The following is a 12,608-nucleotide window of genomic DNA, read 5'->3' on the forward strand; positions in this document are numbered from 1 at the left end:
TTCAACTAATAATATGAAACAGGTGATCAACCGTAATATAACCTCAAAGATTCTGCATTTAGGTTTTATTTTATTATTCACGTTTTCAACCTCACTTACAGCTCAAGAAGGCGATCCAGTAAATGGTAAGTCACTCTACAATGCCAATTGTGCGGCTTGTCATAAATTAGATAAAAAAATGACTGGTCCTGCTCTGCGAAATGTAGAAGCAAGATTGGCAGAAGAAGAAGGTTTAGATAGAGAATGGCTTAATGCTTGGATTCGTAATAGTGCTTCAATGATCAAATCAGGCGATGCTTATGCGAATAAAATATACAATGAGTATAACGGTACAGCGATGACTGCATTTCCGCAGTTAAGTGATCAAGATATTACAGATATTTTGGCTTATACAGCTGTGCCAAAACCAGAGCCACCTGCGCCAGTGCCTGGTGCTGAGGCGCAAGTACAGACTGAAGACGGTGTTTCAAATAATTTAATCTTAGGAGCTCTTGCTGTATTATTCGCGTTATTAGCAATGGCATTGATTTTAGTTAAGCGAACTTTAAATCGTTTTGCTGAGGCAAAGGGTATTGAAGCTGTTGCAGAAAAGAAGCGTACTCCAATTTGGAAAGCATTTATCCAAAATCAATTTTTGGTTTTAGTAACAGCTATCTTCTTTTTATTGGCAAGTGGTTATTTTGTATATGGTTATTTTATGCAGGTTGGTATAGATCAAGGCTATGAGCCTGTGCAACCAATTCATTATTCACACAGAATACATGCTGGGGAAAATGCTATAGATTGTAAATATTGCCACTCTTCTGCAAGAGTGAGTAAGCACTCTGGTATTCCATCACTTAATATTTGTATGAATTGTCATAAGGCTATTGGTGAGGTGGCAGAAGCAACACAACAAGAAGGTATCAATGAATATGGTGTGGACTATAACGCCGAGATACAAAAATTATACAAGGCTGTGGGCTGGGATGAGGCAGAACAACAATATACAGGAAATACAAATCCTGTGAAATGGATAAGAATTCACAATTTACCAGACTTTGCCTATTTTAATCACTCTCAACACGTATCAGTTGCTGGCATTGAGTGTCAGGAGTGTCATGGTCCGGTAGAAGAAATGGAAATAATGTACCAACACGCACCATTAACAATGGGTTGGTGTATCAATTGCCATAGAGAAACAAATGTAAAGGTTGAGGATAATGACTATTATACTAAGATACATGAAGAATTATCTAAGAAGTATGGTGTTGATCAGTTAACTGCGGCACAGATGGGTGGATTAGAATGTGGTAAGTGTCATTATTAATAGAAATTAAGAAGTAATTCAGAATTATATGTCATCAAACAAGAAATACTGGAAAAGTGTTGAAGAGCTAAACGAAAATAGCTCTATTGTTGAGACGCTACAACAAAATGAATTTGTAGAAGCAATTCCAACAGATGAATTTTTAGGAGATAAAGAGACTTTAGAATCTTCATCTACTTCGCGTCGTGATTTCTTAAAATATGTTGGATTTAGTACAGCAGCTGCTTCTTTAGCAGCTTGTGAAGGTCCAGTGATTAAGTCAATACCTTATGTAAATCAACCAACGGAAATTATTCCTGGTGTAGCTAACTACTATGCTACGACAGTGGCAGACGGTTATGATTTTGCAAGTGTTTTAGTAAAGACAAGAGAAGGTAGACCAATTAAAATTGAAAACAACACAGATGCGCATACCAATGGTGTGGCCAACGCAAGAGTAAATGCTTCAATTTTAGGATTGTATGATAACCTAAGAGTTAAATCGCCAATGAAAGGTGATATTGCAATTTCTTGGGATGCTTTTATGTCTGAAACCACCGCAAAATTAAACGGGCTTAGCGATAATAAAGAGATTGTGTTTTTAACACAAACAATGGCAAGTCCTTCAACAACCAAACTTGTTGTTGAATTTTCAGAAAAGTTTGGTAATGTAAGGCATGTTGTTTATGATGCAGTGTCTGAATCTTCGACAATAGATGCATACCAAGCAAAATATGGCTCTAGAGGAATGGCAAATTATGATTTCTCTAAAGCAATGACAATTGTTTCTGTTGGAGCTGATTTCTTAGGGGATTGGCAAGGTGGTGGATTTGACTCAGGATATTCTACAACGCGTATTCCTGATAATGGACAGATGTCTAGACACATTCAGTTTGAGTCTAATATGTCATTAACTGGCGCCAATGCAGATAAGCGTGTGCCGTTAAAGCCAAGCGAACAAAAATTAGCATTAGCTAGATTATATAGTTACGTAACTGGAAATTCTGTGGGTGGAAATTCACTACCAGATGCTTTAGAGGCTCAGGTTAAAGCTGTAGCACAAGAAATAACTAAAGCTGGACGTAACGCAGTTGTTGTTACAGGTATACAAGATGTAAATGCACAAACAGTTGTTTTAGAAATCAATGAATACTTAAATAGTAAAGCCTTTGATCCTAAAACTACAATAAAAACAAGACAAGGTAGTGACAAAGGGGTAATGCAGCTTGTTGCTGATATGAAGGAGGGAAGAGTAGGAGCCATAATTATGAATGGTGTTAATCCTATGTATACTTTGCCTAATTCGAGTGATTTTGCTGAAGGCTTGGAGAAAACGGAATTATCAATTGCGTTTTCTATGAAGCAAGATGAGACAGCTGGAAACTGTGATTTTATAGCGGCAACACCACATTATTTAGAATCCTGGGGAGACGTAGAGATGAAATCTGGGCATTATTCAATGATGCAGCCTACAATTCGTCCATTATTTGATACAAAACAATTTCAGGAAGTGTTATTAGCATGGAATGGAAATAGTGCTTCATACAGAGACTACTTAAAATCTACTTGGACCGCAGATATATTAAATGGAGCTTCATTTAACAAGGTGGTACAAGATGGTGTTTTTGTAACTACTGGTAATGAAAACATGGATACTGCAGATGAAACATCAGCTACTTCAGATGAATTAGAATCTCCAAATGGCAATGCAGCTAGAGTTCTAGCGTCTTCAGCAAATGGAGGAGCTATGGAGTTATCATTGTATACCAAAGTAGGTATGGGTGATGGGAGACAAGCTAATAACCCATGGTTACAGGAATTTCCTGATCCAATAACAAGAACAACTTGGGATAACTACTTAACGGTTTCTAAAGCTGATGCTGATGCAATGGGCTTTATCAATGAAAACGTTGCTAATGGTGGTTTAAATGGGAGTTATGCAAATGTAACAGTTAATGGTACTACTGTAGAGAAGGTACCAGTAATTATTCAACCAGGACAAGCAAAAGGTTCTGTGGGTATGGCTTTTGGATACGGAAGAAAATCAAAGGCGCTTAAAAAAGAAATGAAAACTGGTGTAAATGCATATCCATTATACCAAAATTTTAATTCTGTTCAAGACGTAACTATAGAAAAAGCATCTGGTATGCATGAGTTTGCTTGTGTTCAGTTGCATAACACTTTGATGGGTCGTGGTGACATTATTAAAGAAACAAGTTTAGAAATTTTTAATACTAAGGATAAGCATGTTTGGAATAAAGTTCCAGAAGTATCCTTAAATCATATAGAAACTCCTGTAACATCGCCTGATGTTGATTTATGGGATGAATTTGATCGTTCAATTGGTCATCATTTTAACTTATCTATTGACTTAAATGCTTGTACAGGTTGTGGAGCTTGTGTAATAGCGTGTCACGCAGAGAACAATGTTCCTGTCGTAGGTAAGACAGAAATGAGACGAAGTAGAGATATGCACTGGTTGCGTATTGACAGGTACTACTCATCTCAAGATTCATTTGAAGGTGATAATGAAAAGAAAGAAAATATTTCTGGATTAAACAGTTCACTTAGTGAATTCGCTGAGATGGAGAGTCCTGCTGAGAATCCTCAGGTAGCATTTCAGCCTGTGATGTGCCAGCATTGTAACCATGCGCCTTGTGAAACGGTTTGTCCTGTTGCTGCAACAGCACACGGTCGTCAGGGTCAAAACCATATGGCTTACAACCGTTGTGTAGGTACAAGGTATTGTGCTAACAACTGTCCTTACAAGGTACGTCGTTTTAACTGGTTCTTATACAATAAGAATGATGAGTTTGACTATTTTATGAATGACGATTTAGGGCGTATGGTATTAAATCCAGATGTAACGGTACGTTCTCGTGGTGTTATGGAAAAATGTTCTTTCTGTATCCAAAAGACGCAGAAAACCATATTAGATGCTAAAAGAGATGGACGCGTGGTTAAGGACGGGGAATTCCAAACGGCATGTTCAGCAGCTTGTGGAAATGGAGCAATGGTATTTGGCGATATTAATAACAAAGAGAGTCAAATTGCAGAATTAAAAGAAGATGATCGTATGTATCACTTATTAGAGCACGTAGGAACAAAACCTAATGTTATCTATCAAACAAAGGTGAGAAACACATCAAAAGCATAATAAATTAAAGAATCAATTATATAATTATGGCGTCTCATTACGAAGCACCTATTAGAAGACCTTTAGTAACCGGAGAAAAGTCGTATCACGATGTTACGGTAGATGTAGCAAGACCGGTTGAAGGCAAGGCCAACAAAGCGTGGTGGATTGTTTTTAGCATTGCTTTGGTCGCATTCCTTTGGGGAATAGGTTGTATTATTTATACCATTTCAACTGGTATTGGAGTTTGGGGTCTAAATAAGACAGTAAACTGGGCTTGGGATATTACTAACTTCGTTTGGTGGGTTGGTATTGGTCATGCGGGAACATTAATTTCTGCAGTACTTTTACTTTTCCGTCAAAAATGGAGAATGGCAATTAACCGTTCTGCGGAGGCCATGACTATTTTCTCGGTAGTACAAGCAGGTTTGTTCCCGATTATTCACATGGGTCGTCCTTGGTTAGCATATTGGGTACTACCAATTCCGAACCAATTTGGATCATTATGGGTAAACTTTAATTCACCATTACTTTGGGATGTATTCGCAATTTCTACATATTTATCTGTGTCACTAGTATTCTGGTGGACAGGTTTATTACCAGATTTTGCAATGATTAGAGATAGAGCTGTAAGACCTTTTCAAAAGAAAATCTATTCTTTATTAAGTTTTGGATGGACAGGACGAGCAAAAGATTGGCAACGTTTTGAAGAAGTATCTTTGGTACTTGCTGGTTTAGCAACGCCATTAGTACTTTCTGTACACACCATTGTATCGTTTGACTTTGCAACTTCGGTTATACCTGGATGGCATACGACAATATTCCCACCATACTTTGTTGCAGGTGCGATTTTCTCAGGATTTGCCATGGTAAATACGCTTCTCATTATTATGAGAAAAGTATGTAGCCTTGAAGATTATATCACAGTACAACACATCGAGCTAATGAACATCGTTATAATGATTACGGGTTCTATAGTTGGTGTAGCATATATTACAGAGTTATTTATTGCATGGTATTCTGGTGTAGAATACGAACAATATGCGTTTTTAAACAGAGCGACAGGACCTTACTGGTGGGCATATTGGGCTATGATGACTTGTAACGTGTTCTCTCCACAATTCATGTGGTTCAAAAAATTAAGAACAAGTATTATGTTCTCGTTCTTTATTTCAATTGTGGTAAACATTGGTATGTGGTTTGAGCGTTTCGTAATTATTGTAACTTCATTACATAGAGATTATTTACCATCGTCTTGGACAATGTTCTCTCCAACTTTTGTAGACATAGGTATATTTATTGGAACTATAGGTTTCTTCTTTGTGTTATTCTTGTTGTACGCGCGTACATTCCCTGTAATTGCACAAGCGGAGGTTAAGACCATTTTAAAATCTTCTGGTGAGCGTTACAAGAAAATTAGAGAACGTGGAGATAGTTTAGTAGGTACAGGTGCGGATTCTAGGACATCTAACCATCATGCGATACAGCCATCACAAACTGTTGAAACTCCTTCTTTAAAATCAAATGATGAAAAAGTAAATAATTTATTAGGCAGTATTGGAACTTTTGATGCAACTACACAAACTGCAGACGATTTAAAGAAGATTAGCGGTGTAGGTCCTAAAATGGAAGAAGTACTTAATAGTATAGGAATATATACATTCTTACAGGTTAGTAAGATGACAAAAACAGAGTATGATTTGTTAGATTCAATTACAGAATCTTTCCCTGGTAGGGCGGAACGTGATGATTGGGCAGGACAAGCTAAAAATTTATTAAATAACTAATATAGTATATGGAAGCTTCAAAAGTAATTCATGCTATTTATACAGATGATGATGTATTAATGTCTGCCGTTAAGAAGGTAAAGTCAGAAAAACATCACATCGAAGAAATATATACACCTTTTCCTGTTCATGGATTAGACAAGGCAATGGGCTTAGCTCCAACACGTATAGCAATAACATCATTTATGTACGGTTGTGTTGGCCTGATAGTGGCTATTGTAATGATGAATTATATAATGATAGAAGATTGGCCACAAGATATTGGTGGTAAACCAAGCTTCAGTTATATAGAAAATATGCCGGCATTTGTTCCTATTATGTTTGAGCTTACGGTATTTTTTGCGGCACATTTAATGGTAATTACATTTTATTTAAGAAGTAGAATGTGGCCCTTTAAGAAAGCTGAAAATCCAGACCCAAGAACAACAGATGATCATTTCTTAATGGAAGTTAGCGTTGATAATAATGAAAGTGAATTAACATCATTATTACAAGAAACAGGTGCTGTTGAAATAAGTATTATAGATAAAGACGAAGATGCACATTAATATGAAGACATCCTTAAAATATATCGTAGTAATAGTAATGGTAGTCAGTTTTGTGTCTTGCCAGAAAAATTCAAGACCAAATTACCAATATATGCCTAATATGTATGAGCCAGTAGGCTATGAGGCTTATCAAGAATCTGATGCGTTTACCAATGGAGTAGAGGCGCAATTACCAGCAGAAGGTACAATTCCTAGAGGTAATTTTATGCCATACGAAATTGAAGATACAAATGAAGGTTATGAGTTAGCTAAAGCAACTTTAAAAAATCCACTAGCTGAACCAATACCTTTAGATGAATACGATAATAAAGAAAGTACAGGTTCTACAAAAACAAGAGTAGATTATGCAGTGGGAGGTCCTTTGTATACTATTTACTGTGCAATTTGTCACGGTGCTAAAGGTGATGGAAAAGGAAAATTAGTACAGCGTGAAAAAATATTAGGTGTACCAAGTTATGATGATGTAGGTAGAGCAATTACAACAGGGAGTATTTATCATGTCATTTATTACGGTAAAAACACTATGGGTTCTTACGCAAATCAACTGAACGAAGAAGAGCGTTGGCAAGTAACAGCTTATGTTGAAAAACTTAAAGCAGATTTAGAGAAATAAGATTTAGATAAAGATTATATAAATGGAATATAAAATTTCAAATCGATTAAAAATAGGTGCTATTATCCTAATTATCTTAGGAGCATTGGGTGTTTTCTATGGCTTTATGGACTCTCATAAAGTAACGGAAGATAATATTACCGAATTCCTTGCTAATGAAGATCATCATGGAGATGAGCATGTTGAAGAAGGACATGTAGACTCTCATGGTAAGACAGCTTCTCATGTGGAAGAAGGACATGGAGATGAAGCGCATGCTGAAGCCGGTCATAAAATGACGCACGAAGAACATGTATTGCATCAAATACATAATAGACCTTATGCAGCACTTTATGTTGCAGCATTTTTCTTCTTTATGATAGCGTTAGGTGTCCTGGCATTTTATGCCATTCAATATGCAGCGCAAGCAGGTTGGTCTCCAGTTCTGTTTAGAGTTATGGAAGGTATAACATCTTATGTTTTGCCAGGTGGATTAATAGTTTTAGCTATTGTATTTGTTGCAGATAAACATTTATTTGTATGGTTAGATCCTGAGGTTGTAGCTCACGACACTTTGATTCAAGGTAAAGAGAGTTGGTTAAACAAACCTTGGTTTTTTATTAGAGGTTTTATTTTCTTAGGTGGTTGGTCTTTATATAGATATTTCTCAAGAAAGTTTTCTGTGGCGCAAGACAGTGCAAACGATAACCGTAACTTTAAAAAGAACTTTAGAATATCTGCAGCATTTTTAGTATTCTACATTTACACAGAATCTATGATGTCTTGGGATTGGATAATGAGTGTAGATCCACACTGGTTCAGTACCTTATTTGGATGGTATGTTTTTGCAAGCATGTTTGTCAGTGGAATTACTGTTATTGCTTTAATAACAATATATTTAAAATCTAAAGGCTTATTAGAATTTGTAAATGATAGTCACATTCATGATTTGGCTAAATTTATGTTTGGTATCAGTATATTCTGGACTTACCTATGGTTCTCACAATTTATGCTAATATGGTATTCTAACATCCCAGAAGAGGTTACTTATTTTGTAACACGTATAGAAGATTATAAATTACCATTCTTCGGCATGGTTGCAATGAACTTTGTATTTCCACTATTATTATTAATGAATAGTGATTACAAACGTATTCCATGGTTTGTAGTTATGACTGGTATTGTAATTTTATGCGGACACTATATTGATGTATTCAATATGATTATGCCTGCAACTGTTGGAGATAGATGGTTTATAGGTATACCAGAAATAGGTGCTATTTTGTTATTTGGTGGACTATTTATGCTTATTGTGTTTAATGCACTTGGTAAATACCCATTATTGGCAAAAGGAAACCCTTTTATGAAGGAAAGTGAACATTTCCATTATTAATATTATTAAAAAAGAACAGAAACGATAATGACTGCTTTATTAACTATTATAATTGTACTCTTTGTAGCCGTAGCCTTATGGCAAATGGTAAAGATTTTTGATTTGGCTCAGGTTGGTAGTTCAAATACACAAGTAGCTAATGACAAAGACAATAGAATAAATGGCTATTTAATGATGGGCTTCTTAGTGTTTATCTATGCTATAACCATTGTTAGTTTTTACTATTTAGGCGATTTACCGTTAGTATCAAATTCAGCCTCAGAACATGGTCCTGGAATTGATAATTTAATGATTATTTCAATGGTCGTAATTTTTATAGTACAAATTGTCACTCAGTTTTTACTACACTATTTCGCATTTAAGTATAAAGGTGAAAAAGGAAGAAAGGCATTGTTTTATGCAGATAATAATACCTTAGAGTTTATCTGGACTATAATACCAGTAATCGTTTTAGCTGGCTTAATTATCTATGGTTTATTTACATGGAATGATATTATGGGAATAGATGAAGAAGAAGATCCAATGGTTATAGAATTATACGCTCAACAGTTCAATTGGAAAGCACGCTATGGCGGAGAAGATAACGTGTTGGGTAAAGCCAATGTTAGATTGATTGATTTAGATAAAGCTAATATTCTTGGTGTAGATGAAGACGATCCAAATGCTCAAGATGATGTAGTAGTAACTGAACTTCACTTACCAAAAGGAAGGCCAGTATTATTTAAAATGCGTTCTCAAGATGTATTACATTCGGCTTACATGCCTCACTTTAGAGCACAAATGAACTGTGTACCTGGTATGGTAACTCAATTTGCGTTTACACCTACGGTTACAACAGAAGAAATGCGCCAGAATCCAGATATTATAGAGAAAGTTCAGAATATCAACAAACTAAGAACAGAAAGAAAAGAAGAAATTGAAGAAGCAGGTCAGGATATTTTATATGAGTTTGACTATTTACTACTATGTAACAAAATATGTGGTAAATCGCATTACAATATGCAAATGAAAATTATTGTAGAAACTCAAGAAGAATTTGACGCATGGATGGCAGAACAAACAACTTTTGCCAATTCATTATTGAAGTAAAAAGAATTGTTTTAAGAAAAAGATAAAGAGATTATGTCAGCAACAGCAGAAACACACGTTCACGACGAACACGACGTACATCACCACAAAGAAACATTTGTGACTAAATATATATTTAGTCAAGATCATAAAATGATTGCCAAACAATATTTAATTACTGGTGTGATTATAATGGGTATTATTGGGATTTTTATGTCTTTAATGATACGTATGCAGATCGCTTGGCCAGAGAAGTCTAATGTAGTTTTTGAGACTTTTCTTGGAAAATGGGCTCCAGAAGGTGTAATGGACGCAGATATATATTTAGCATTAGTTACTATTCATGGTACCATTATGGTATTCTTTGTTTTAACAGCAGGTCTGAGTGGTACATTTAGTAACTTATTAATTCCGCTACAAATTGGTGCTCGAGATATGGCATCAGGATTTCTTAATATGATTTCATATTGGTTATTCTTTGTGTCTTGTGTTATCATGATACTTTCGTTTTTTGTAGAAGCTGGACCAGCGGCAGCAGGTTGGACAATTTATCCGCCTTTATCAGCCTTACCACTTGCGCAAGGTGGTTCTGGTATGGGTATGACACTTTGGTTGGTGTCAATGGCTATTTTTATTGCATCCTCATTATTAGGTTCTTTAAATTACATTGTAACGGTAATAAACTTACGTACTAATGGTATGTCAATGACAAGATTACCATTAACTATTTGGGCATTTTTTGTAACAGCGGTTATTGGTGTAATTTCATTCCCGGTATTATTATCAGCAGCTTTATTATTGATAATGGATAGAAGTTTTGGAACATCATTCTTCTTATCTGATATATTTATTCAAGGTGAAGTATTACATTATCAAGGTGGGTCACCAGTATTATTTGAGCATTTATTCTGGTTCTTAGGCCACCCTGAGGTATATATTGTATTATTACCTGCATTAGGTATAACGTCAGAAATTATTGCAACAAACTCACGTAAGCCAATCTTTGGATATCGTGCCATGGTTGCTTCAATACTAGCAATTGCATTTTTATCTACAATTGTTTGGGGTCACCATATGTTTATTTCGGGTATGAATCCGTTTTTAGGATCTGTATTTACGTTTACGACATTACTTATTGCGATACCATCTGCGGTTAAAGCATTTAATTATATAACCACCTTATGGAAAGGTAATCTACAGATGAATCCAGCCATGTTGTTCTCTATTGGTTTGGTGTCAACGTTTATTACTGGTGGTTTAACAGGTATTATCTTAGGAGATAGTGCTCTAGATATCAACGTACATGATACTTATTTTGTTGTAGCTCACTTCCATTTAGTAATGGGTATCTCAGCCTTGTATGGTGTATTTGCAGGTATTTATCACTGGTTCCCTAGAATGTTTGGACGTATGATGAATAAGAATTTAGGATATCTACATTTCTGGATAACCGCGATTTGTGCTTATGGTGTATTTTTCCCAATGCACTTTATAGGAATGGCAGGTTTACCAAGACGTTATTATACAAATTCAAATTTCCCACTATTTGATGATACAACAAATACACAACTAGTAATTACAATGTTTGCACTTGTGGGAGGTGTAGTACAATTAGTATTCTTGTATAATTTCTTCAGTAGTATGTTCTATGGTAAAAAAGCAGAACAGAATCCTTGGAGATCCAATACTTTAGAATGGACTGCTCCAGTTAAGCATATACATGGTAACTGGCCAGGTGCTTTACCAACAGTTTATAGATGGTCTTATGACTATAGTAAACCAGGACATGATGAAGACTTTGTACCTCAGAATGTTCCTATGAAAGAGGGCGAAGAAGAATTACAGCATTAACACTGAAATATTATTTATTAAAGTAAAAAGCCTTTCTAATTTAGAAGGGCTTTTTCTTTATATTTGCTAAGAGCTGAACTTGTTTTAGTTTCCCAATTTTGTAGAGCGACATATGAATGAAAATTTAAATCCATCTAACGAAAATTTTGGTCCAGAAGAATTGGATGTCGAAAAAAAGTTAAGACCGCTAACTTTTAACGATTTCACGGGACAAGATCAAGTATTAGAAAATTTATTAGTTTTTGTTCAGGCTGCAAATCTTAGAGAAGAAGCTTTAGATCATACATTGTTTCACGGTCCTCCTGGCTTAGGGAAAACAACTTTGGCGCATATACTTGCTAACGAGTTGGATGTTGGTATTAAAGTAACTTCAGGTCCTGTTTTAGATAAACCAGGCGACCTAGCAGGACTCCTAACCAATCTTGAAGATCGTGATGTTTTATTTATAGACGAAATCCATAGATTAAGTCCAATTGTAGAAGAGTATTTATACTCGGCAATGGAAGATTATAAAATTGACATAATGATTGAGTCTGGACCTAATGCCAGGACCGTACAAATCAATTTAAATCCATTTACCTTAGTAGGCGCTACCACGCGCTCTGGTCTTTTAACAGCACCAATGCGTGCACGTTTTGGAATCAGTAGTCGACTACAGTATTATAAAACGGATTTATTAACTACAATAGTACAAAGAAGTGCGACAATATTGAATGTTCCAATTACAATGGAAGCAGCAATTGAAATTGCTGGTAGAAGTAGAGGAACACCACGTATAGCGAATGCATTACTAAGAAGAGTTAGAGATTTCGCACAGATTAAAGGTGATGGAAATATAGATATTAAAATTGCCAAATTTGCTTTAGAAGCACTAAATGTTGACGCACATGGGTTGGACGAAATGGACAACAAAATCTTAACTACAATAATCGAAAAATTCAAAGG

At 35.6% G+C, this 12,608-nt stretch carries 9 protein-coding genes; all 9 read left to right on the forward strand.

The features are described 5' to 3' along the window. The first annotated feature begins 13 nt into the window (after positions 1–13). Complete coding sequence (locus ACTG3Y_RS12135) at positions 14–1,309, forward strand: c-type cytochrome (protein ID WP_439153197.1); 1,296 nt, start codon at positions 14–16, stop codon at positions 1,307–1,309. A 28-nt stretch (positions 1,310–1,337) separates the two neighbouring features. Beyond that, positions 1,338–4,445 (forward strand): TAT-variant-translocated molybdopterin oxidoreductase, encoded by a 3,108-nt coding sequence (locus ACTG3Y_RS12140; protein ID WP_439153189.1) that lies wholly within the window; start codon positions 1,338–1,340, stop codon positions 4,443–4,445. A gap of 26 nt (positions 4,446–4,471) precedes the next feature. Further along, positions 4,472–6,211, forward strand: a complete 1,740-nt coding sequence (nrfD, locus tag ACTG3Y_RS12145; protein ID WP_439153190.1) for an NrfD/PsrC family molybdoenzyme membrane anchor subunit — start codon at positions 4,472–4,474, stop codon at positions 6,209–6,211. An 8-nt stretch (positions 6,212–6,219) separates the two neighbouring features. Further along, positions 6,220–6,759 carry a DUF3341 domain-containing protein gene (locus tag ACTG3Y_RS12150; protein ID WP_439153191.1) on the forward strand — a complete coding sequence of 180 codons (540 nt, stop codon included), beginning with the start codon at positions 6,220–6,222 and terminating at the stop codon, positions 6,757–6,759. Between the two features lies 1 nt (position 6,760). After that, positions 6,761–7,372 carry a c-type cytochrome gene (locus ACTG3Y_RS12155; RefSeq protein WP_439153192.1) on the forward strand — a complete coding sequence of 204 codons (612 nt, stop codon included), beginning with the start codon at positions 6,761–6,763 and terminating at the stop codon, positions 7,370–7,372. 22 nt (positions 7,373–7,394) lie between these two features. After that, the gene (locus ACTG3Y_RS12160; protein ID WP_439153193.1) at positions 7,395–8,744 is read left to right on the forward strand and encodes a quinol:cytochrome C oxidoreductase; all 1,350 of its coding nucleotides are present in this window, start codon (positions 7,395–7,397) and stop codon (positions 8,742–8,744) included. 27 nt (positions 8,745–8,771) lie between these two features. Then, entirely contained in the window at positions 8,772–9,833 is a 1,062-nt protein-coding gene (locus ACTG3Y_RS12165) for a cytochrome c oxidase subunit II (protein WP_439153194.1), read from the forward strand. A gap of 33 nt (positions 9,834–9,866) precedes the next feature. Next, complete coding sequence (locus ACTG3Y_RS12170) at positions 9,867–11,663, forward strand: cytochrome c oxidase subunit I (protein WP_439153195.1); 1,797 nt, start codon at positions 9,867–9,869, stop codon at positions 11,661–11,663. 112 nt (positions 11,664–11,775) lie between these two features. Then, a partial coding sequence (ruvB, locus tag ACTG3Y_RS12175; RefSeq protein WP_439153196.1) for a Holliday junction branch migration DNA helicase RuvB occupies positions 11,776–12,608 on the forward strand: 833 nt, incomplete at its 3' end.

This window comes from Winogradskyella sp. (genome assembly GCF_965656915.1).
Taxonomy (GTDB): domain Bacteria; phylum Bacteroidota; class Bacteroidia; order Flavobacteriales; family Flavobacteriaceae; genus Winogradskyella.

Bases quoted from the DNA above. Each gene is read 5' to 3' on its own strand.
- ACTG3Y_RS12135 (WP_439153197.1), top strand. From the start codon at position 14: ATGAAACAGGTGATCAACCGTAATATAACCTCAAAGATTCTGCATTTA.
- ACTG3Y_RS12140 (WP_439153189.1), top strand. From the start codon at position 1,338: ATGTCATCAAACAAGAAATACTGGAAAAGTGTTGAAGAGCTAAACGAA.
- nrfD (WP_439153190.1), top strand. From the start codon at position 4,472: ATGGCGTCTCATTACGAAGCACCTATTAGAAGACCTTTAGTAACCGGA.
- ACTG3Y_RS12150 (WP_439153191.1), top strand. From the start codon at position 6,220: ATGGAAGCTTCAAAAGTAATTCATGCTATTTATACAGATGATGATGTA.
- ACTG3Y_RS12155 (WP_439153192.1), top strand. From the start codon at position 6,761: ATGAAGACATCCTTAAAATATATCGTAGTAATAGTAATGGTAGTCAGT.
- ACTG3Y_RS12160 (WP_439153193.1), top strand. From the start codon at position 7,395: ATGGAATATAAAATTTCAAATCGATTAAAAATAGGTGCTATTATCCTA.
- ACTG3Y_RS12165 (WP_439153194.1), top strand. From the start codon at position 8,772: ATGACTGCTTTATTAACTATTATAATTGTACTCTTTGTAGCCGTAGCC.
- ACTG3Y_RS12170 (WP_439153195.1), top strand. From the start codon at position 9,867: ATGTCAGCAACAGCAGAAACACACGTTCACGACGAACACGACGTACAT.